Below are 23,223 nucleotides of genomic sequence, written 5' to 3'. Positions count from 1 at the left end.
GGTTGGGATAAGCTATCCGCTGACACGTATCAACGGATAGCCATCATCCTTACTAACGCTTTCTATTGCGTTGCTGAAGCAGCCTTCACTTCATCTAGGATCTCTTCGAGAATGGTTTTAGCACCCTCACGAGCTGCGCTTTGCTGACCTGCTGGGTAGGCATTCGCCACTACGTCGTAATATGTCGTGTGCAGTTTCTGGCTTAGCGTTTTAAAACGCTCGCGCTCTTCATCCGTCAACACAACCACTTGCATGTTTGGACGCTCTTTTAAGATCTTGTCCATGTTCTCTTTGTTGATGCGGATCTGATAGTCGTATGCGGCTTGGTCTGCTGCTTTGATTGCTTTGTCGACCATGGCTTGTTTCTCTTCAGACAAAGCGTTGTACCACTTACTGTTGGTCGAAACAGTACTCACATAAGGTTGCTGACCAGGGAACATTAAGTAGTCTTGAACCTCATGCCACTTCGCGTTGTAGATGAAGTAGATAGGGTTAACCATGCTATCAATGGTCTTAAGTTGCAGTGAACCGTACACTTCACCCCAAGAAAGAGGAGTAGGTGTTGCGCCAAACGCTTTGTAGGTTTCAACAGGGATGGTTGAAGTGAAAGTACGGATTTTCTGGTTCGCAAAATCTTCAGGAGTACGGATTGGTTTATTTCCGCCCCATACCATTTCGCCTTCAGACATCATCGACAACAGCTTGAGGTTTACGCTCTCAAACTTGGGTGCCAGCTTGTTGTAGATGGTTGGGCTTTCCGTTAAGACCTTATGTGTGATCGCTTCGTTAGTGCCCAGTACATAAGGCAAGCTCACCGCTTGTACTTCAGGAACATAAGACCCTAAGTGACCCGCGCCTACAGACACAAATTGAATCGTGCCTTTAGCAGCCAGTTCTACGATGTCGTTCTCTGTACCCAGTTGACCGTAGTAATAGATGCGAACGCGGATGTCGCCATCAGATTCCTTCTTAATCACTTCCGCAAATTTTTGCGCATAGATGTCTTGAACGTCTGTTTTGTCCTCTTCTGAAGCAAACTTCCATGTTTCGGCATGAACGCCAAAAACCATGCTCAAACTTAGCAGTGCTACGCCTAATCGTTTCATCCTGTCTTTCCTTTTTTTATCCTAATTACACGTTGATGACCTTGGTCACTTCACGCGCTTCAGTTTTGGCTGTGTCGACAATAAACTCCGTTTAAAGTCAGCCATCTTGCAGTGCCAAATGCGTCACTGCTGAATCCGTGTCTCTACTTATTGATTCAAATTGAATTGCTTCTAATTGGGTCACTTTTAAATTGATCGAGCTAAACGATCGCTCACCAACTGAATCCAGTAGCTCGCACCGAGCTTTAAGATGCCGTCGTTAAAGTCGTATTCAGGGTTATGCAATGCGCAGCCACCGACCGATTCCGTGCCGTTACCCAACAGCACATAACAGCCCGGTTTAACGCGAAGCATGCTTGAGAAATCTTCCGAAATAGTCAGCGGGTCGCAGGCGTCATTAACGCTCTCTGCACCAAGCACTTTCTGTGCGGCAGCAACCGAATATTGTGTTTGTTGATCACTGTTGATGGTTGGGTAGAAGGTATTGATAAACTCGAAATCGTAAGTCGCACCCGCAGCCTGACAAATACCTGCCACAATCCTCTCCATACTTTGTTTGATTCGATCAAGAGAAGATTCAGTGAAGCAGCGACAATCGCCTTTAATGGTTACTTGGGTCGGGATAACGTTAACCGTGCCATCGGTAATAAACTCGGTCGCAGAGACTACAGCCGTATCGTGGATCGCACTAAGATTGCGAGATACTATGGTTTGAAGAGCAAGAATGACTTGCGAACCGACGACTAAAGGATCAACACCTTGGTGCGGCAGAGCAGCATGCCCACCCACACCATTAATGGTGATCTCAAAGCTACTTTCACTGGCCATTAATGATCCGGGGCGAACCATCAACTCACCTTCCGCTAAGCCGGGGAAATTATGAACTCCATACACTTCATCAATCGAGAATCGCTCAAACAATCCATCATCAATCATCGCTTGCGCGCCACAACCATGTTCTTCATCGGGTTGGAAAATGAAATACACAGTGCCATCGAAGGTTGAGTTCCCTTCCAATAGGTTTTCGGCCAAATAGCTTGCAGCGCCGAGCAACATTGCGGAGTGACCATCGTGACCACAAGCGTGCATCTTTCCATCGTGTTGTGAGCAGTGTGCGAAGTTGTTTTGTTCGTGAATGTGTAGCGCATCCATATCAGCTCTCAGACCAATGCTCGCTTCACTCGATCCTGAACGAAGTATCCCAACCAATCCTGTTTTACCGATGTTACGCACCACCTCGATACCAAAACTGTGTAACTTGTCAGCGATAAAATCGGAGGTCAGATTCACATCAAAACCACACTCAGGGAAACGGTGTAAATGTTGACGCCACTCCGTCATGCTTTGAATAAGCTGCGAAGACAGTTGGTCTGGTTTGATCGAGAAAGTAGACGGCATAGTAGTAGTCCCAAAGTGTAATTCTTTGTATTAACGTAAATGTGTAGTTGACTTGGCTGCTCTGAATTTAAACGCGAAGCGAGCAGCTTTAATCGAAGGTCGTTACAACGACTGCGACCTTCGGCAATTATCTGAGGGTGGTTCAAGATGGTGCTCTAACAGTGCACCGAAACCTTTTATGGGCGAGGGGTAGTTCATCAATTGAAGCGAGTGCCAAGCCAATACTTGATTGCTGCTGACAACGGGTTTATCTAGCTCCGCTTCAATGGATTCAAGCATCGATGCTGCACGCAGTGCCGTGCAAGAGATAAACAGAAGATCCGCTTCAGGGTCGCAAACTTGTAGTGCGGCATGTTTAATGTCCATTGGGTCGATGAACGTCATCGCGGTGTCATCTTCAAAGCCAAAGCCAGCAATGCTCAATACTTCAATGCCTTGCGACTCAAAAAATGCCGCGACGTCTTGATTCACAGCTTCGGTGTAAGGCGTTAATACTGAGATACGCTTAGCTTGAAAGTTTTCAAACGCCGCTAAGGCCGCAGTCACCGGATTCGTTACTGCTGCATTTGGGCAAGATTGATGAATAAGCTGGCTAATTCGTTCGCTGCCAATCGCTACGGTGCCAGAGGTACAAGCGTAAATCACAACATCCAATTCGGTGCCCGGAAGGATGGTATCAGCGCAAGCAGCGATTCCTGGCTCCATCTTCCGCAGGTTCTCTATCGTCAAAGGATTATAGTTTCGCACTCGGCTGGTGAACGACTGCACATCGTCTGGAAACAAGGTGTTTAAATCACGCTCAATATTGAAATCTGTCGCTAACGCAATCACACCGACGCGTCCTGCTGGTGCCAATTTTTCTAATTCAAACTGTAAAGTAGCGGTTGCAGATTTCATACTTTCCGACTCCTTGAGCTGCCAATATCAACACCCAACAAATGTTAACAACATGTATCATATAAACTTCAAGCTCTGTGAATTTGAACTTTACATTTCGTTCACAAGGTTAATAATGCACCGATAACTTTAAGGATTATCATTAAACGAATACCTTATTGTGCGGAAATTCCGCATTTTTATTGCGTTATAGTGATTTTTTGTTCTCAATCCTCTGTGATTAATTGTTGGAGCCAAATACCTTTAACTCGATCACACACTGGAATAAAAGAAACAATTAATTTACAAATTGATACTGGGAAGTATGGGTATGACACAACAGCCGGCATTGGTGGTCGACAGTTTCGACAAGAAAATCCTCAACATCGTACAAGACTCAAATAGAGCGACATCAGACAAGATTGCAGAAAAGGTAGGGCTCTCTCCCGCTGCCGTTCAGCGCCGTTTAAAACGCATGAGAGCACAAGGTGTGATTCAGGCTGATGTCTCGGTGATTAATCCCAAAGCGGTCGGTCACGGAATGACGTTTATCGTTCAGGTAACACTTGAACGTGAGCGTGTAGATTTGATGCATAACTTCAAAAAAGAGATGAGTTCGAACCGCTCTGTGCAGCAATGCTATTACGTCACAGGCAGCTCTGATTTTATCTTAATCGTCACGGCTGCAGATATGGAGGGGTACGACAATTTTACTCGTGAAGCCTTCTTCGATAATGCCAATATCAAAAGCTTTCAAACCAATGTGGTGATGGATAACGTCAAAGTGGGGCTGACCATTCCGATTGATGAGCAGCGCGATTGATGACCAGCGAGATTAGCAAGCAAGGCGTGTCATGAGATGAAGTCAAAAAAAGAGGAAAAAAGACGGTATGAAGAAACCTTACATACCGCCAACTTTGGGGCTTACTTTATTATTCGTTGTTCGCGATTAGCTCTTAACTGCTAACTGCTAACTGCTAACTGCTAACTGCTAACTATGAGCTTTTCGTTATTAGATTTTGTTGTCGATGATTTGTTGGTAGAGATCCGGGTCTGTTGCCCCTTCAGTACCAATTACTAGCACTCGGCTGTCTTTAGTTAAATTCAGTTTTTCAGCGAAATTCGGTTCTTGTTTAGCGATGATCGCTGCAGCAAACCCTGGTACTGCAGATTCACCACCTTCTATTGCCACTTCCGTTTTCTCGCCACTCGCCAACATGCGCATCGCTTGCGGGATCGCCTCTTCACTCAGCGTCATAAAATCATCAGCGCCATTTTGGAGAATCGTCCATGCCAAGCTCGAAACCTCACCACAGGCAAGTCCAGCCATCAGCGTCTCTAGATCGCCCGTTACCACAATCGGTTTACCCGCTTGAGCGCTCTTCTGCAAACAGTTAGCCTGCTCAGGTTCGACAATTACAAAGCGTGGACGATCAACACCCCACAAATCCCAGAAGTAACCACACACAGCAGATGCCAAACCACCTACTCCACCCTGCACGAAAACATGGGTTGGGATTTCACCATCAAGTTGCTCGACAATTTCAGCCAGCATCACGGTGTAGCCCAGAGCAACGTCTTTCGGGATTTCCATGTAACCTTCGTAAGAAGTATCCGATACAATCACGCGGTTTTTCGCTCGCGCTTCTGAATCAGCCAAACGAACCGATTCATCGTAGTTACCAGTAATACGAACCACTTCTGCACCGAACGCTTCCATCGCTTGCTTACGGCCTTCCGACACATCGCGATGAATGTAGATAACACAACCACAACCAAACATTTGTGCGCCCCACGCAACCGAGCGACCATGGTTTCCATCTGTCGCACAACTCACAACGATCTCTGCGACTTCTGATTTCCATTCCCCATTTAACAACTCACTGATGGTCGGATTCTTTCCATAGCGATTGGCGATCTCAATCTGAAGCTGACGGGCAACAGCATACGCACCGCCCAGAGCTTTAAAGCTTTTTAGACCAAAACGTTGAGATTCGTCTTTGTACCAGAATTTGTTTACACCGATCTCAGCAGAAATCGCATTCAGCTCATGCAAAGGAGTAACGGCATAGCCCGGCCATTGTGAAATATCCTTAATTGCCTGCTCAGAACTCGCAACACTCAAAATTTCAAGTTGCTCATTTGAGTACTCCAATTCAGGGCGTGCTTGAGGGTTCGCATAGTGTGTCAGAGTGCCAGCCAGTAACTGCATAAATGATCGTCCTTATAAGTCATTCACATTGCTCCTTACTACAGCCAAATGAAAAGTTACGGCTTGTAAGGTTTGCGGATATTAAATTCTATCGGACAAAAAGTGCCTTGATTGCGCTTTCTAAATTCAATATCTGCGGGAATTCTTTGTTACCTCGCTAAAAAATGCAGAATTTAGTCACCGTGGAAATATCGCAGTCTCATCTCACTTCACTATAGCAGCGACTCGAGTTATTGAGCCTATGCACAGCACTATTCCCCTCAGAACAGTCACCCGATTTCAAGAGCATCGCACCCATGAAGTACAGACAAACAGAAACAAAAAAACTGATAATGGCAAAACCATTACCAGCTTGTTATTAACCTTTGCGGAGCTTTGAATATAAAGCGACTAAGCTAACTTGGCTTATTCAATACGGGTAATAAAACCATACTTATCCGAGTCGGCTTTCGTCATCCAATGTTCACCAGAAGCGGGGGCAGAATCTAAAGTGAAGATGTAGAAATCGATCCCTTTGTCTCCCATCACCTTTTTAAAATAGGTCGCTTGTTGGCGATGACTCTCGTTGGTGTAAGGGAACTCTTTAGCCGTTTTGTCCCCCTCAGCCCAGCTATGCACGCCTACCTGCTTATTCAGCTCAATAGCTTTCGTGGTATCAGCGCGTTGCAGAACTCGTGGATTACCTGCAGCGAACAGATCCGTGCCGCCTGAGAACACCGACCCCGTAGCAGTGACGATTGTCGTCATCTTGTTGTGGTGGATCATGCGTCCGGTGTACATGTTGATCTCGTCATCAGCGCTGCCACCGATATGATTGGTGAATTTCAACGTCATCTCACTTCCCGGGTACAACTTTACGATATCAAAAAGCTGAGAATAGGTGGATGCACCTAAAGTCGATTGAATTCGCTCAACAGCACCCGTCTCTTTGAGCACATCTCGGTAAAAGGCGTTGAAAGCAAACGAAGTGGTGATGGTGACCTTGTTACCCTTTTTGGTTTTACTCAGAATCGTCGAACCCAAGCTCGTCACGTATTGCGACAACTCATTTTGGAATTCGAGCTCAACCGCTTTTGCACTATTCGTTTTTGTTTGGATTAACGTTGTCTCATTAGAAACAGAGCGTTGGGCCGCGCCGCAATCAAACACGTCCAAACCCTTACTCTCTGTGTAGATACCGCAGCTATCAAACCCTGCATCAGGAAAATACAGGTCAACACTTTGACCTAGACGGCTGGTAAGCCTTACTACTTTTTGCTTCTCACTGATGTCTTCAGCAAATTGAATTTGGTCATACTGCACACCGTCATAGGTCAGTTTCATTGACTCTTGAAGCTCTTCTCGTTCTTGATACAACTTGCCTAATTTCACTGACGAAAATACGTAATCCGCCTTAGGTTTCATTTGAGCTTTAGTCGTCGCTCTACCTGAACTAGAACTTGAATTACACCCAGCTAAAATAATCAAAGGCAGTACCAGTAACGTTTTTCTATAGTTATTCATGCGTCATTCCCAAAGTGTTTGATGGGAAAATTCTATTATTTACCGCTGAATTTATCTGTCGTGGGAATGTATGAGAATGTCGAACCTATTTGAACAATGTTTTTTATTTTCCTATAAATGCCAATTCATCATTGAACTAACTTATAAAGTGTTTAATCATTCGCTTTAGGTATTTGGCGAAGCATGTGAACTTATATGCAACAGCGTATAATTGTAATGGTTCATCACGACGAAGACTCGCTCACCTAATCTCAATAAGTGAAACGCACGACAAGGCTGATAATGGAATGACAAAACCTAAAATGATCATCGTGGAAGACGATTTGAAACTTCAGAAAATGTTGCAGGACTACTTTGTCGCGCAAGATTTTGATGTCACGGTGTTGGACGATGGTAGCGATGCCACACAGACCATCCTCGCGGAGCAACCTGACATCGTACTGCTGGATTTGATGCTTCCTGTAACTGATGGACTTACAATCTGCCGACAGACGCGTACGCACTATAAAGGTAAAATCTTGATGCTCACCGCTAGCGATGACGACTTTGATCACGTCGCTGGTTTAGAGACAGGGGCTGATGACTACGTCACCAAGCCAATCAAACCAAGAGTTCTGCTGGCCAGAGTTCGTTCGCTATTACGCCGCCAAGACACCAATACCGCTTCAGTCGATGACTCAGACACCCTTCAGTTCGATCAACTCGTTCTGAAAAACACTTATAAGAAGTGTGAACTTTCAGGTGCGGTTTTATCACTCACTGACAGCGAGTTCGACCTACTTTGGTTATTGGCAAGCAACCCAGATACGCCGTTATCTCGTGACTACTTGACGCAAACATTGCGCGGGATTGAGTACGACGGAATAGACCGGACGATTGACAACAAGGTTGTACGTCTAAGGAAGATTTTGGGCGACGACCACACACCAGCAGAGAAAATTCAGACCATTCGCGGTAAAGGCTACTTGTTTGTTTCAACCGCCTGGCATTAACTTCGCTCAGTACGAGCGTAATGAAAGAGAACGATTATGCGACGTATCTTTTTGGAGTCCCTATTAGGGCTGTTAGTTTGCTTCATGAGCGGCATTGTCGCTTACGAAATCTGTGTCTATCAGCTCAATACTGACTACGAATATGTTCTGCAAGATTATGAAGCCACAGCCCACCAGCAACTCATAGAAAACATCGCAAAAAATCAGGGTCTTGAAGCAGCTCAACAAGCCATGAACCAGTTTGTCGAAACAACTCGAAATAAACTGATTACGTTCAATCCAAAAGATGAAATACCAAGCCCTGTTTCAGAGTTCTTCTCGACCAACCCAAATACCTTCATCTTTCACGATGATGAACGTGATCTATGGTTTCGCTTAGCAAGCAGTGACAATACCTATCATTACCTACCCAACAGCGAAGCGTTCGTTAGGCAAAAAATAGAATTGGAAGATGACCTAATTTGGTTGTTTTTCCTAGCCAGCTTTATCTTATATGGCGTATGTCACCTATTTATCATCTTCCGCCGAGTAAAGAAGCTTGAATCGGCGACGCTAGCTTTTGCAGAAGGCGACCTCTCTTCGCGAGCCGAAACCTCAAGCGGCATTGCAATCGGCTCACTCAATAAGTCTTTCAACCTAATGGCTGACCGCATTCACCGCTTGATTGAGAGCAATCGCTCGCTTACTAATGCGGTCGCCCATGAGCTGCGCACGCCGATATTCCGTATCCAATGGCAAGCTGAAATGCTCAAAGACACGCCGCTCAACGAGTCTCAACAAGAGACTGTAGAAAGCATTGTGGAAGATACGGAAGAGATGGAGAAGATGGTCGACGAGCTATTGTGTTACGCCAAGTTGGATAGCTGCGACCTCGAGAATTTGCAGCAGCCTGTCGATATCAATGACTTTCTTGGTCACGCAATGACGCGCTGGAACAAGGATACAGAGCTCGACATCAACCTATCACTGCCAGAGCAACCTTACGAGATCCTTGCGGATGAGATATTGCTGAACCGCGCTCTGGATAACCTCGTACGCAACGCCATGAAATTCGCACGATCTCAAGTGTTAATTGAAGCCAGCGCACATCAAGAACAACTCAAAATTGCAGTACATGATGATGGCGACGGTGTGACTCAAGAGCATCAGGCGCGCTTGTTTGAACCGTTTTACGTTGGCGATAAAGCGCGTAACAAAGCCAAGAGTGGTCATGGTTTAGGGTTATCTATCGTCGAGAAGATCTGCGCTCAACACAACGCAATCGTGGAAGTGGGTCAGAGCCAAGCCTTAAAAGGTGCGGTATTCACCATAACCATTCAGCTATGTAATGATTCAGCTGACAAACCCATACAGTAACTACAAAACACCTCTGGAATAATGTTCAACATCGGTCGGGAGATGCTGTCTCCCATGAACTTATTAAATCTAGATAATCATGCCACTGCCTTTGTGCCTTGCCATCTAGGTTCCAATCATTCTTAGGGTATTTTTATGAAAAAGTTATTAGTTGTTTTAGGCATTGTTTCTCTAGCAGGTTGTTCAGGTATCAGCCACAACGAAGAAGTTTACACAGCGCACGCTGAGAGCTTCAACATCGTAGGTTTCCAAGTTCCTGGTAACACACAAGATCGTGCAATGGAATTGGTACCTGAAGGCGCGACGGTTGAGACTATTCGCTCTACAAACTCTGACACAAGCTCTGTTCTGGGTATCATCAACCGTATTATCGGTATCGACTACGTTCAAGTTGGCGGTAAGAAGCAGTAATTTGCTATCGTTGCATACTTAAGTTACGCGCCTTAAATCGTAGCCTGTACAAACTAAGTTCATCTAAGCCAGTGACCTCGTCGCTGGCTTTTTTCATCCGACCGGTTTTGTGCTCTGTGCCAAAGAACTTCTTAATTAACCTGCCCTGTTATAACTCACAATTCGAAAGATAAGCCAGAAAATCTTCGATTTATCATCAAAATGTCCCTTAAATTCGCTTAATAGCCTCTCGCTCAAACTGACACTGCCAAATCGTTGTTCCTTCTATCAACCCAAAACTGGTTAATTGAGGCACAGATCAATTTGCACAAAAATCTTAATTTCCAAGAACAATTAACACTTAATAAAAGTGTCATGATTTTATAAATAAAACCTATGAGTGCGTTCAAAAATAAACAGAAACGATAACTATCTGTAAATACGAGAAATATAAGTTTCATGAATAAAAGAGATCATTACCATGCTACTAATTAATCAGATCGAATGATGTAAATTCGCCGTGAGAATTTTGTTACGTTTTCTTTGATTTTACATGGAAAGAGAAAATAACAATGAAAATAAGAAAGCGTTTAGTTGCCGTTGCTATAGCCAGTGCTATGTCTTTGTCAGTGCATGCAAATGAATCGGTTCAGATTGATCAACCGATCAACTTTACTAACTTTTCTGGGCTAAACACCCAGCTAGGTGTAAGTAATGCCTCTAGCTTCAAAATGGTTAAAGAAGTTAACCTGAAGAAGCGTGGCATCTACAAAGTGAAGATCCAGCAAAACATCTGGGGAACGCCTGTATGGGGGCACTACCTAAATGCAACCCAAAGTGTTCAAGGCGGTGCGCTTAAATCCGTTCAAGGCCGCTACCTTAAGACAACAAGCCTAGAGCGTTCTTTTGTTAAACCCTCCATCAACAGCGCTCAAGCGATTGAACTGGCGAGTAAAGACCTTAAGACTCAAGGCTTAACCAGAAAATCCCTAGACAATGTCCAGCATGACTTGTTTATTTATCAGGGCAAATCGACACAAAGCATAGGCACACAAGGCGCGGACAAAACACGCCTTGTTTACGTTGTCTCTTACCTTGTCGAAGGCAGTGAGCACCCGACTCGACCATTTACCATGCTCGATGCGCATACAGGCGAAGTCATCGACCGCTGGGAAGGTATTGCACACGCTCAGATCGGCACAGGCCCAGGTGGTAATGAAAAAACAGGCATGTACGAGTACGGTACCGACTACCACTACCTTGATGTCCAAGAAAATGGCACAGAGTGTGTTATGGAGTCGGAAAATGTTGTCACGGTTAACCTAAATGGCGCGACAGACGGCGACACCGTATACAGCTATGAATGCCCTCGTAACGAATACAAGTCTGTGAACGGCGCGTTCTCGCCACTGAACGATGCACACTATTTCGGTAACATTGTGTTCGACATGTATAAAAACTGGTTCGACACAGCACCACTCTCTTTCAAACTCATGATGCGTGTTCACTACGGTGAAAACTACGAGAATGCATTTTGGGACGGCAAGGCGATGACCTTTGGCGATGGTGAAAGCTTCTTCTACCCGCTTGTTAGCCTAGATGTATCAGCCCATGAAGTGAGCCACGGTTTCACAGAGCAAAACTCAGGTTTGATCTACGCAAACCAATCGGGCGGCATGAACGAGGCTTTCTCTGACATGGCTGGTGAAGCGGCTGAATACTACATGAAGGGCACCAACGACTGGATGGTCGGCCGCAATATATTCAAAGGCGAAGGCGCGCTGCGTTACATGGATGATCCATCACGCGATGGCTCTTCAATCAACAACGCATCTGAATACTACGATGGCTTGAACGTGCACTACAGCTCGGGCGTATTCAACAAAGCGTTCTACCACCTAGCAACCACGCAAGGTTGGGACACCAAGAAAGCGTTCGAACTGTTCGTGTTAGCCAACCAAATCTACTGGTCTGAAAACAGTGATTTCTGGCAGGGCGCTTGTGGCGTGAAGAACTCAGCAACCGATCTTGGCTACAGTGCCGATGATGTAGTTTCTGCGTTCAACTTAGTAGGCGTATCACCTTGTGGCGAACCACCACTTCCGCCAGAACCGGAATATCAACGTCTTGAAAATGGTGTTGAAGCTGCAGTTGCTGGTGAAACAGGCTCAAAAACTTACTTCGATATCGAAGTACCAGAAGGCCAAGACAAGCTGACGATTGATCTTGCTGTTTCTACGGGTGACCCAGATATGTATGTCGGCCTAGATTACGCACCAAGCCCTCAAGACAACATCTGTAAGAGTGAAAGCGTGACTGACGAAGTGTGTGTAATTGAGAACCCAACCTCAGGTCGCTACACAGTGAACGTTCTAGGCTACTCAGATTACGCAGGTGCTAACCTAAAAGCATCGTACGAATCAGGCAACGCTAACGTACCGCCAGTTTCTTCTTTCGAACACACCATTGTAGGTAAAGAAGTAGAACTGCGCAGCACAAGTTCGGACAGCGATGGCCAGATCGTCTCTTACCTATGGAACCTTGGCGATGGCAACACGCAAACAGGTGAAGTCACTCGTTATACCTATGCTGAAGCTGGCGACTACGTGGTTACCCTAACCGTGACTGACGATGCAGGTGTTGCAACATCAACAAGCAAGTCGATCACGATTGAAGGTGATTCAGCGGAAGGCTTCCCACTAAAACTGAAGTTTGGTAACAAAAACCCGAACGGCAAAGCCCGCGTTAAGCTGGCATGGGATTACGACACCAACGACTACTTCGTGATTAAGCGTAATGGCAAGAATGTTGGTGCGACAGACTTCAACTCATACGTCGACAAGTTCCGTCACAACGGCACAGTAGATGTGGAGTACCAAGTGTGTACCTCAAGCGATATCTGTTCAGAAACCAAGCACTACCGTTTCATTAAAGCACAGTAATCAATAGCAAATTCAGGGCTCCGAAAGGGGCCCTTTTCTCTATTGTCTGTTTAGGCATGAAACATCTACACAAAAACATCCACGCATTACACAAAAATCACACCCATCAAGATAACAATACTCACCATAAAAAGGACGACAAATGGCTATTCAAAAAAGCATGCTATCTTTGGCTGTACTCGGAGGTTCTCTAGCCTTAATCAACAGTACTTCGGCTTACGCATCCCTAGGCATCACACCACCAGCGAACGAAGAGGTTTGGATCACCACCGATGCTGACGCACAGCATATAATGACTCAGCATGGCGCAACGGTTTATCCAAGCGTGACAGGAAACAAGCATTCCATCGTCGCGAAAATCAACCAGAAAGAGCTCGCGAAACTGTCCAGCCACATGCACGAAGAAACTCACCGTTGTGGTGGCTACATGGTGCACGAAGACAAAGCGAGCGCACTCAAAGCCGCAGCGATGCCACTGACAATGAGCACCTTCGAAAAACCGGAGATCAGCCATCAAGACACGGTGAATGACCTACTCGGTCAGGTTGAGCCAAACAACATGGTCACGACCATCGAAAATCTAACCAACTTCACCAACCGTTTTTATACTACTTCTACTGGTGTCGCTGCTTCAGATTGGCTTTTAGAACGCTGGGAAACAGAAATTAAAGATGTGCCGTATGCGTCTGCACGCCAAATCACACATGCCGAGTATCCGCAGAAATCTGTTGAAGTGACGCTACTCGGCGCTAAATATCCTGAAGAAATCGTCGTTGTTGGCGGACACCTTGATTCGACCGTCGGGTCTTGGACAAGCGAAGGCACCATCTCACCGGGAGCCGATGATGATGCTTCGGGCATTGCGACGGTAACAGAATCGCTTCGCCTGATGATAGCGAGCGGCATTCAGCCAGACAAAACCATTAAGTTCTATGGCTATGCTGCAGAGGAAGTGGGCCTGCGCGGCTCACAAGATGTCGCCAATGCATTAAGAGATGAGCAAGCAAACGTTGTGTCGGTACTGCAATTAGACATGACCAACTACAACGGTTCGGCGCACGATATCACCTTCATCACAGACTATACCGACAGTAACTTAACCGCCTATTTGAGCGAGCTGATCGACACTTACGCGAGCAACATCAGTTACGGTTTCGATGATTGTGGCTATGCCTGTTCTGACCACGCCTCTTGGCACAATGTTGGCTACCCAGCTGCCATGCCATTCGAGAGCATGTTCAACGACTACAACCCACACATTCATACTCAGCACGATACTTTGGAAAACTCCGACCCAACCGCAACACACGCGACTAAATTCGCCAAACTAGCCATTGCTTACCTTGTCGAAACCAGCCTTGATTCACCCGTTGCAGGGCCAACAGAGCTTCAATATGACGTCCCTGTAGAAGGGCTATCCGCTGGTTACGGTGAAGAGCAATTCTTTACCGTAACAACGGAGTACTCTGGTCAGTTAACCGTAACCATGACTGGCCCTCGTAGTGGCGATGCCGACCTTTACGTGAAACACAATGGCACCGTATCGAAAGCAAGCTACGACTGTCGCCCATACCAGAACAGCAGCAACGAACAGTGTGTGTTAGACATGCCTGCGGGTGAGTTCAACATCATGGTGCGCGGCTATCGCAACTTTAACGATGTCACCATCGTCGCTAACTTCATGCCTGATTGGCTGTAAAGTTAGTTGACTGACTAACGTTAATCCGCACAAACACGGCGAAAACTAAAAATCCGCGAGTTCGATCCTAAATAGGATTGAGCTCGCGGATTTCTTATTATCTTCGGAGGAAAGTTCGATCAATGATCTTCCGTTATCATCAAGCCGTCTTTTTCATCACCTTAGTACAAATATACTCACCAATCGGCATTGCCGAAGTCGCTGCTGGCGATGGAGCATTACACACGTGCAAGCTTCTTGGGCTCTCGGCAAACAGAAAGTCATGAACCAAGGTGCCATCTTTGAGTACCGCTTGAGCACGAATGCCTGCTGGGTATGGCTTGAAGTCAGACACAGTGATACTTGGGCAGTACTTATTAACCAACTTTAGATATCCCGGCTTCCACCACGAGTTTTTAAACTCAACCAAACCGGTTTTTAGGTGCTTAGCCGTCACCTTCCAAAAACCAGTAAAGCTCAGCATCTGCAAGGTATCCTTAACGCTAAAATTAAGCTTACCGTAACCTTCTCGCTTCCACCCTTGAACCGCGTTAGGTCCTACCGTTACCGAGCCATCAATCATACGTGTTAAATGGACGCCGAGGAAAGGCAGCTCAGGGTCAGGGATAGGATAGATAAGGTGATTCACCACTTGGTTGTGTTTGGCGTCCAACTGATAGTATTCACCGCGATAAGGGACGATTTGGAAGTCGGTTTCAATGCCAAGCATGCTGGTCATTCTATCGGCCATTAAGCCAGAACAAGTGATCAAGAATCGGCTGTTCAGTTGAAGAGTCTGACCGTCTACTTTGCAAGTTAACTGCACCTCATCCTCTTGCTCATCGGCCATAATCACTTCTGTACCTAAGCTAAGCTTGCCGCCAGCCTCAACAAACTCTTGAGCCATTACTTCGGTGACTTTTTTGTAGTCGACGATACTGGTGGTTTTGACATAAATCGCGCCCAAGCCCGTGATGTTAGGCTCGGCGAGTTTGAGCTGTGCTTGGTCCAACAAATCGACATCAATGTCGTTATCATGACAACGTTGATAAAGCGCGTTCATGCGCTCTACTTCCTGCTCATTGGTCGCGACCAACAACTTACCGCAATTTTCAACGGGGATATCGTGTTGGCTGCAAAAGGCGATGGTGCGCTCGACGCCGCGCTTACAAAAATCCGCCTTTAAACTGCCCGGAGCGTAGTAAACGCCAGCGTGAATCACACCACTGTTGTGACCGGTTTGGTGCTGCGCAAAGCCACGCTCCTTTTCGACTAAAAGGATACTTTTATCAGGGTGAGCTTGCTGTAGTTGCCATGCCGTCGACACGCCAACAATGCCACCACCAACGATAATATAGTCGTATATTGAGTTCATAATGTTCCTACATTCAGTCCTTTAAATTATAGGGAAGACACGACAGTGTCAGGCTCGGTTTGAGGCAACGAATCTTGCTCATCGTCCGATTCTTTTTTCACTTGATTGATATCGTACTTACGACCGCTGTAGATGAAGATAGCGATAAACAGAGCCACACACACCAAGCGAATCACGATTGACACATCAGGCCAAACCAAAGCCACACCCAGTGCAATCAACACGGCACGAAGCGCGAGATTAATTTCACTCTCTAAGTAACCCTCAATCGCGGCAACAAACGCGTAAGTACCAATGATAGCAAAGCCTCCTGTGACCAAAACCGAGGTCACATCCCAACTTACTAAGTTGGTGTAAGCGATAAGCAGTGGCACCAAGTACAAGCCTTTGGCGATCTTCCACGCCATTAAACCAGTTCTCATCGGCGGTGTTTTAGCAATGGTTGCGGCTGCAAATGCGGTTAAACAAACAGGTGGGGTTACGTTGCTGTCTTGCGATAACCAGAAGATGATCAAGTGTGCAGAAAGCAGCGCAAGGCTGATTGCTTCCAAGCCTAAGCTTTGCTCAAGTAGCGTTTCGACAAAGTCAGCAGGGACTAACGCGATCATCTCTTTGGCTGTTTCGAGAGCCATTGGCGCATTCAGTAAGTCTAACTTGTCTGGTGCCGCCAACATGAAGATGGCTTTGGCCTGTTCAGGTAACTGACCCGAAACCAACAAGTCGAGCAACTGGCTTTCAGCAATCAGTTTGTACAAGGCTGGCGCAGACAGAGTGCCCAACACGATATAAGCGGCGGTTACTGGTAAGCCCATACCCAGAATCAAAGACGCGAGCGCGATCAAGGCAATCATCACCAACAAGTCGCCATTCGCCCAGCTGTTGATCATCAATGAGAAGGTGTTACCAATGCCAGTCGTGCTGATGACGTTGATAACGAGGCCAATGCCCACCAACAATACCGCCGTGGTCGCCATGTTTTTTGCGCCTTGAGAAAGTGCTTCGACGATCGCTTTTGGACCCATTTTGTGATTTTTAGAGAACCATGAAGCCACTACGACAGACAGAATTGAAATACCTGCAGCGTAAGTCGGCGTGAAGCCCTTCACCAACAGAGTCACCAACACCGCTAATGGGATCAGGTTGTGCCAACCCGACAGCAATACCTTCAATAGAGGTTCACAGCCAGAAGTGACTTTTTGCACGCCACTGCGTTTTGCTTCAATACGCACAAAAAACGCTACCGACAAGAAGTAGATAAGCGCAGGTAAGAAGGAAACCGCGATAATATCGACATAAGGGATCTGTGTGTAAGACGCCATGATAAACGCACCTGCGCCCATCACTGGTGGCATCAACTGCCCGCCCGTTGATGCAGCCGCTTCAACACCTGCCGCGAAACGCGAAGGGAAACCAGCTTTTTGCATCAGAGGAATACTGATAACGCCCGTAGATACGGTATTTGCTACGCTCGAACCAGACACTGAACCCATCAAGCCTGAGCCAATTACCGCGATAAAGCCCGGGCCACCAATCACTTTACCTGCCGCCGCGCGAGACACATCAATGATGTAATCACCAACACCCGAGCGTACTAAGAATGCGCCAAATAGGATGAACATGAACACGAAGGTCCAACTGATTCTCGAGATCGAACCAAACATCCCTTCCGATGAGTAAAAGCTTCGGTAAAGCAGTGTTTCAAGGCTCAGACCCGGAAAGTGGAAGATGCCACTAGTCCATTGTCCCCAGAGCACCACGTAGCTCAAGCACACCAAGATAAGCACTGGAATAAACCAGCCCATGGTGCGGCGAATCAACTCAATGACGATGGCAATCGCCAAAATAGAGAAGAACCAATCACTGGCGATGAACTTCACGCCTCGCTCATAAAGGGCGTCTTCTGCAAAGGGAATGTAGATAAGACAAGCCAGAGCTGCCAAGGCAATTCCGATATCGACCGCTAGCGCTATCTTGCTCCTTTTCAGCGAGATATGAGCGGGATACCAGAGCGCACAAATGATCGCAAAACCAGCAAAGTGAGTCGCCGAGATCCAAAGCTCTGGCAAGGTCGATAAGGTATTAAACCAAATATGTAATAGGGAGAGAATCACTCCCATGGTGGTTATCGCTTTGCCCACCCACGGAAAATCCGTTCGGGTCGGCAATTCAAATTTTTTCAGTTCCTGCTGCAGCGAATCGCTCATAGAAAACTCCTGCTCTCCACAGCGAAATGCGCAGAGAAAATCCATAAAATAAGCAGGTGCACGAACACATTCACGATCGAACGTGCACCAAGCAATTAAGTCACTAAGGGTGTCTTTGTTTAACGGAAGTAAACCGTCAGCCGACCGTTAGTTAACGATCAACTCAGAAGGAAGCTCGATGCCCACTTCTTGGTAGTAACGTGCAGCGCCCGGGTGAAGTGGAACAGGCAAACCTGCGATCCCTTTCTCGAGTGCCATTGCTTTGGTTGCTTTGTGGATACCTTGTAGGAAAGGTAGGTTTTCATAGATAGCTTTGGTCAGTTGGTAAACATCTTCTTCAGAGATGTCTTCACGAACCGCTAGGAAGTTAGGCTGTGCGATAGTGGTGATTGGCTTATCAACACCAGGGTAAGTGTTCGCTGGGATCTCGTACTTGGTCCAGATGTTGTAATCGCCATTTGCTTGTTTGATCTGCGCATCGGTAAAAGACAGGATTTGAATGTCTTCACCCAAGGCAGCAAAGGCTTGTGTTACCGCACCAACAGGCACGCCAGCAGGTGTGTTCATGCCATCAATCGTGCCGTTCTGTAGTGCACTGGCACTGCCACCGTAACCCATAAAGGCGAGTTTAAATTGTTCTGGGTTAACCGACAGGCCCTGCATGATCTGGCGTCCTGAATTCTCTGTCCCTGAGTTCTTTTTACCGATAGAGAATTTCTTGCCGTTTAGATTTTCTAAGTCGCTCATGGTACCCGTTTCTGTCAGGTCAGAACGCACAATAAAGTGCTCAACGTTTTGCCACAGCATAGACACTGAACGCAGCTGAGTTTGGCTGCCCGACTTCTCGTATGGCCCTAAACCTTGCCAAGCCCAAGCACCGTACAAGCCCTGTAAAATGGCAAACTGTGCTTCGTTTTCATTGAGCAGTTTTACGTTCTCACCAGATCCCGCAGAGCTGATCGCCGCCAAAGAAAAGTGCTGCTTTGGCGCAAGCTTAACTTTACTCAATGTCGCCAACGCTACGCCCACAGGGTAGTAAGTACCGCCCGTTGAAGCCGTCGCTAAAATGTAGCTACGCTCTTCTTGACCTGAGGCGTTGCTGATAAGGCCGATAGAGGCCATTGCGATTGCTAAAATTTTAACTAGCTTGTTGTATTTCATTGTTACTCTCCATGTAGAGTTATTCACGTTATATTTTTGTTAACAACAATCGCTAGATAGCAAGCGCAATGCCAATTTTTAAATTACTGTTTTAATTTAACTTTATTTCAAAACCCACTTTAAATGAGCCATTTTTTGCTTATTTGACTGCGAATGAATGAGCCATTTTTTGCTTATCCAAAGCAGCCATTAACATCTGTTTAAAGGTAGTGAGGTCACACTGTGTCATATTTATGTGATCAATATTTATAAAGTGACAAATATGAGGTGAGCCATTTTTTGCTCATTGATTCAGAGCGCACTTCAAATCTTGTCATCATTTACGAATCGACATAATCGCTTCTGTTTAAAGCATATCGCACCATCTTTTGATTCAATGTTCGACGAGGTAAATCCAAGTCTTGCATCACATCATTGATTCGCCCTTGATAACGAACTAGCGCATCATGAATCACTTTTCGCTCGAAGCTCTGAACCTGAACCGCCAACGGGATACCTGCCGTTGTGGACTCTGTTACTGAGTTAGGACGACACGCCAAAATATCGCCAACGGTCAGGCTTTCATCTAAGGCAAAACGAATCGCAACATTACGCAGTTCACGCACATTGCCCGGCCACGCATAAGACAACAAGGCATAGCGATCCGCCTCGCTGGCGATTCGAGTTTCACTGTTCGCTTCTTGGGTAAAATGCTCGAAGAGAATCAAAGCATCGTCTTCTCGCTCACTAAGCGGAGGCAAATGCAGTTGCGCGACGTTCAAACGATAAAAAAGATCTTGGCGAAAATCAGGATGATTGAGCAGATCGCTTTTCGAGGCGGAGACCACTCGCAGATCGACGTTCTGTTGCTGATTTCCCCCCACGCGTTCGACAACGTTATCTTGTAAAGTACGCAGCACTTTGACCTGCATCGACAGCGGCATACTCTCTATCTCATCAAGGAACACGGTGCCTTTGTCGGCAAACTCAAGCTTACCAATGCGTCGCTTAGCCGCCCCCGTAAAGGCGCCAGCTTCGTGACCAAACAGCTCGCTTTCAAACAGATTTTCTGGAATCGCGCCACAGTTAAGCGGCACAAAAGGATGGGTTTTGCGTTGGCTGAATTCATGTAAGCAAGAGGCGACCAGCTCCTTACCACAACCCGTTTCACCATAGATAATCACATTGGTATCTATCGAAGCGACTTTCTGGATTTGCTCTCGTAGTTCGCACATCACCTTACTTCGACCAATCAGCACCTGTTCAATGCCCTTCAAGTTATCTAGGTAACTTTGGCGGCTGATTCTGTCTTGGCCGCTTTGATGTTTGTCGACCGCTTCCGATACCGTTTGAGACAGGCGCTCTGGGTCGAATGGCTTTTCAATAAAGTCATACGCGCCTTGCTGTAACGCCTTTACCGCCATATCGACATCGCCATGACCCGTGATCAAGATAACAGGCACATCTGGCACAAGACTTTTAAAGCGCCCTAATAGTTCAACACCATCAATATCAGGTAAGCGAACATCGGTGATAATGGTCTGAAAATCACCCAACTCGACAGCATCTAACGCATCTTGCCCCACTTCAAACGCGGTGACATCAAAGCCCGCCAACTGTAACCATTGGCTGGTTGCTTGACGCACAATCGCGTCATCTTCAATTAAAGCAATACGCTGCATAGTTTGGTTCCGCCGCTTACATCTGAATAATGTCGCCCACGGTATGTAAAAAAGAAGCAGACGAAAAGGAGCTAGCTCCCACTTTGAATAACACTCCTTTAACAGTTTAATAATGTTTGTTAGCTTCGATTTGTCCCACGCTCCACCTTCCAAGCCATAAAACGGTGAAGCTTCGCATCTCATTAATTTGGATAGGCAACTCACTAATTTTAAAAGGATTTAATCAAGCATGATTAACAACAATCGATATTGGTTATTCCTATGTGCCTGTTTATTGATTGGTTTAGTGCAGGTCACCACCCAAAATGGCATCAGCCAGTGGAAACTCGAACAAGCCCAGCGCTATGCTGAGCAGCGCTTCCTTGGTTACATTGCCGAAGCCAGGAGAACCCTTAAGCGCTTCTATTATCTGCCCTACCTAGTCACCAATGATGAAACCACAGTGCGTTTTATCGATGGTGAAGACCGCCTTGAAAAACGCATCAAGAAACAACTGATTCAATTGGATAAAGCCGCTAATACCAAGGGTTGGTATCTGCTTTCTGGCGAAGGTGACTTGTTGGTATCAAGTGTCGAAAGAAGCAAACTGAGCAATAAGAACGCCAGCACAATTGTTTCTAAGATCCACCAGCAAGGTGGTGCGATTTCAGTGGTGACAAAAAACAAAGGCGTGACACCCGATTACTTCATTGCCGCACCCGTTTATCGAGCCTCTGATGTGGTCGGCATTGTCGCAGTACAAATCGATTTGTCATTGTTAACCGATCAATGGTTTGCCGATGGTGAAGCGATACTGTTCCAAAACCCTCGTGATCAATTCTTCCTCTCCAGTGATAACCGATTGAGTGCTGACTGGTTTAATGACACCTTCAACTCTCAGCCGACAGCGACAAAGCGCGAGCTGTATGACCAAACCCACATTCGCGTGTGGCGACTGCAAGGTAAAGACTATCTGATTCAGTCGATCAAGCTAGACGACCTCAACTGGCGATTAACTTACCTAACGCCATTAACCAGCCTCAACCAAACCACCAGCTGGATAAGTTGGAGCGTAGCGGTGGGCTGTCTTTTCATCATGCTATTACTGGTCATTCTCTACCAAAGACGCCAGAAAAAACTCAGTAATCTGCGAATCCAAAAGCTTATCGAAGAGTCGGAGAAACGCCTATCAGGAATGATCAACAAGACCCACGTTGGGCTTGTACTGATCGATAAACACGGCCACATCCACGACATTAACCTAATGGCGAAGAACTACTTCTGCCTGTCCGATTCGATGATCAACAACATTAAGGCGTGGCAGTTATTTGAAGCGGGCAATCCGAATTCAACCACGTTACAGCTACTCAAGAACTTGGATCAACACCAAGAACTGGCCGAGATCACCAGCGTCGAAACCATGGCAAGACGCAGCGATGGCAGCTACTTCCCCGTATTGTTCTCTATTAGCGCGTTTCCTTGGCATGCCACGACCTATTACCTGTGTACCGTGATTGATATCAGTAAACGTAAGAAGGCAGAGATCGCAGTTCAGGAAGCCAATAAGACACTTCAACTGCGGGTAGAAGAGCGAACGCAAGACCTCAAAGATGCACAGCAAGAGTTGGTCGAATCAAGCAAACTTGCCGCATTAGGTCGAATGTCGAGTGCCATTACTCATGAACTCAATCAACCGCTTACTGGCCTAAAAACCCTGCTTTCAAGTAACCAGCTACTGATGGAAAGAGGTGAGACTAAGATGTTGAAAGCGAACATGGACTTAGTCATGAGCCTAATCGACAGAATGGCTAACATGACTAGCCAATTGAAGTCGTTCGCCTTTCAAAGATTGGAAAAGCCATACCCAGTTTCACTGACAGACGCACTGCAAGAAACCCTGCGTATTCATCAAGCCGAACTGGAAAACGTCGATATTCGCGTGCGTGTCGCTTCCAATATTTCGATGGTAATGGGAGAAGAAGCGCGACTTAGACAAGTGCTTGGTAACCTGCTTAGAAACGCTGTCGATGCCACGCAGAATCAGAAACCAGCGACCATTGTTATCAGTGCTCATACCGAGCAACAACGCGTGGTCATCAAGGTTCAAGATAACGGTTGTGGTGTGTCTGAAGATCAACTCGAAACCATTTTCGAACCCTTCCATACCAACAAAAAGATGGGCGAAGGCTTGGGGCTCGGGTTGGCTATCACGGCAAACAACGTGCGTGATATGCAAGGTACCTTAATAGCGAAGAACAACTCAGACCAAGGCATGACATTTACGTTAACGCTGCAGAACATCAATAGTGAGTAATTACTTACATAGAACTTAACGCCACACTCTATCGAGTCGCTAAAACTAAAAAACCGCCCACAGAGGGCGGTTTTGA

At 46.4% G+C, this 23,223-nt stretch carries 16 protein-coding genes; 7 read left to right on the top strand and 9 right to left on the bottom strand.

Annotated features, from left to right (window positions below; translation table 11 throughout):
* Positions 1-62 precede the first annotated feature (62 nt).
* The 3 genes from OCV12_RS18010 to OCV12_RS18000 all read right to left on the bottom strand — a co-directional run bounded on the left by OCV12_RS18010 (position 63) and on the right by OCV12_RS18000 (position 3,401).
* A complete protein-coding gene (locus tag OCV12_RS18010) occupies positions 63-1,106 on the bottom strand; it encodes a TRAP transporter substrate-binding protein (RefSeq protein WP_048660476.1) in 1,044 nt (347 codons plus the stop codon).
* Between the two features lie 186 nt (positions 1,107-1,292).
* Positions 1,293-2,504 carry a M20 aminoacylase family protein gene (locus OCV12_RS18005; RefSeq protein ID WP_261886771.1) on the bottom strand — a complete coding sequence of 404 codons (1,212 nt, stop codon included), beginning with the start codon at positions 2,502-2,504 and terminating at the stop codon, positions 1,293-1,295.
* Positions 2,505-2,606: 102 nt separating this feature from the next.
* Positions 2,607-3,401 (bottom strand): maleate cis-trans isomerase family protein, encoded by a 795-nt coding sequence (locus tag OCV12_RS18000; RefSeq protein WP_261886770.1) that lies wholly within the window; start codon positions 3,399-3,401, stop codon positions 2,607-2,609.
* Positions 3,402-3,711: 310 nt separating this feature from the next.
* Here OCV12_RS18000 and OCV12_RS17995 point away from each other — a divergent pair, with 310 nt between their 5' ends.
* Positions 3,712-4,203 carry an Lrp/AsnC family transcriptional regulator gene (locus OCV12_RS17995; RefSeq protein WP_048610360.1) on the top strand — a complete coding sequence of 164 codons (492 nt, stop codon included), beginning with the start codon at positions 3,712-3,714 and terminating at the stop codon, positions 4,201-4,203.
* Between the two features lie 189 nt (positions 4,204-4,392).
* Here the strand turns inward: OCV12_RS17995 and OCV12_RS17990 are convergent, their stop codons facing one another.
* Both OCV12_RS17990 and OCV12_RS17985 read right to left on the bottom strand, forming a co-directional pair.
* The gene (locus OCV12_RS17990; protein ID WP_261886769.1) at positions 4,393-5,592 is read right to left on the bottom strand and encodes a diaminopropionate ammonia-lyase; all 1,200 of its coding nucleotides are present in this window, start codon (positions 5,590-5,592) and stop codon (positions 4,393-4,395) included.
* Positions 5,593-5,997: 405 nt separating this feature from the next.
* Positions 5,998-7,095 (bottom strand): alpha/beta hydrolase, encoded by a 1,098-nt coding sequence (locus tag OCV12_RS17985; RefSeq protein WP_261886768.1) that lies wholly within the window; start codon positions 7,093-7,095, stop codon positions 5,998-6,000.
* Between the two features lie 287 nt (positions 7,096-7,382).
* On the opposite strand from OCV12_RS17985, the gene OCV12_RS17980 reads away from it, so the two are divergent.
* The 5 genes from OCV12_RS17980 (at position 7,383) to OCV12_RS17960 (ending at position 14,474) form a co-directional block, all read left to right on the top strand.
* Positions 7,383-8,087 carry a response regulator gene (locus OCV12_RS17980; protein ID WP_210448699.1) on the top strand — a complete coding sequence of 235 codons (705 nt, stop codon included), beginning with the start codon at positions 7,383-7,385 and terminating at the stop codon, positions 8,085-8,087.
* A 36-nt stretch (positions 8,088-8,123) separates the two neighbouring features.
* A complete protein-coding gene (locus OCV12_RS17975) occupies positions 8,124-9,443 on the top strand; it encodes a sensor histidine kinase (protein WP_261886767.1) in 1,320 nt (439 codons plus the stop codon).
* Positions 9,444-9,578: 135 nt separating this feature from the next.
* Positions 9,579-9,854 carry a hypothetical protein gene (locus OCV12_RS17970; RefSeq protein WP_017632032.1) on the top strand — a complete coding sequence of 92 codons (276 nt, stop codon included), beginning with the start codon at positions 9,579-9,581 and terminating at the stop codon, positions 9,852-9,854.
* Between the two features lie 551 nt (positions 9,855-10,405).
* Positions 10,406-12,775, top strand: coding sequence for a M4 family metallopeptidase (locus tag OCV12_RS17965; protein WP_261886766.1), 2,370 nt, complete (start codon positions 10,406-10,408; stop codon positions 12,773-12,775).
* A 142-nt stretch (positions 12,776-12,917) separates the two neighbouring features.
* Positions 12,918-14,474: a M28 family metallopeptidase gene (locus OCV12_RS17960; protein WP_261886765.1), complete on the top strand. Its 1,557-nt coding sequence runs from the start codon at positions 12,918-12,920 to the stop codon at positions 14,472-14,474.
* A 139-nt stretch (positions 14,475-14,613) separates the two neighbouring features.
* On the opposite strand, the gene lhgO is transcribed toward OCV12_RS17960, so the two are convergent.
* The 4 genes from lhgO to OCV12_RS17940 form a co-directional block, all read right to left on the bottom strand.
* Complete coding sequence (gene lhgO / locus OCV12_RS17955; RefSeq protein WP_261886764.1) at positions 14,614-15,828, bottom strand: L-2-hydroxyglutarate oxidase; 1,215 nt, start codon at positions 15,826-15,828, stop codon at positions 14,614-14,616.
* A 26-nt stretch (positions 15,829-15,854) separates the two neighbouring features.
* Entirely contained in the window at positions 15,855-18,032 is a 2,178-nt protein-coding gene (locus OCV12_RS17950) for a TRAP transporter permease (protein ID WP_261886763.1), read from the bottom strand.
* A 147-nt stretch (positions 18,033-18,179) separates the two neighbouring features.
* Positions 18,180-19,193, bottom strand: a complete 1,014-nt coding sequence (locus tag OCV12_RS17945; RefSeq protein ID WP_261886762.1) for a TAXI family TRAP transporter solute-binding subunit — start codon at positions 19,191-19,193, stop codon at positions 18,180-18,182.
* A gap of 320 nt (positions 19,194-19,513) precedes the next feature.
* A complete protein-coding gene (locus OCV12_RS17940; protein ID WP_261886761.1) occupies positions 19,514-20,854 on the bottom strand; it encodes a sigma-54-dependent transcriptional regulator in 1,341 nt (446 codons plus the stop codon).
* Positions 20,855-21,083: 229 nt separating this feature from the next.
* On the opposite strand from OCV12_RS17940, the gene OCV12_RS17935 reads away from it, so the two are divergent.
* Positions 21,084-23,147: an ATP-binding protein gene (locus OCV12_RS17935; RefSeq protein ID WP_261886760.1), complete on the top strand. Its 2,064-nt coding sequence runs from the start codon at positions 21,084-21,086 to the stop codon at positions 23,145-23,147.
* The last annotated feature ends 76 nt before the right edge of the window (positions 23,148-23,223 follow it).

Origin of the sequence: Vibrio pomeroyi, assembly GCF_024347595.1 — a bacterium.
Classification (GTDB): Bacteria; Pseudomonadota; Gammaproteobacteria; order Enterobacterales; family Vibrionaceae; genus Vibrio; species Vibrio pomeroyi.
This window is presented reverse-complemented; position numbering and strand designations above follow the sequence as displayed.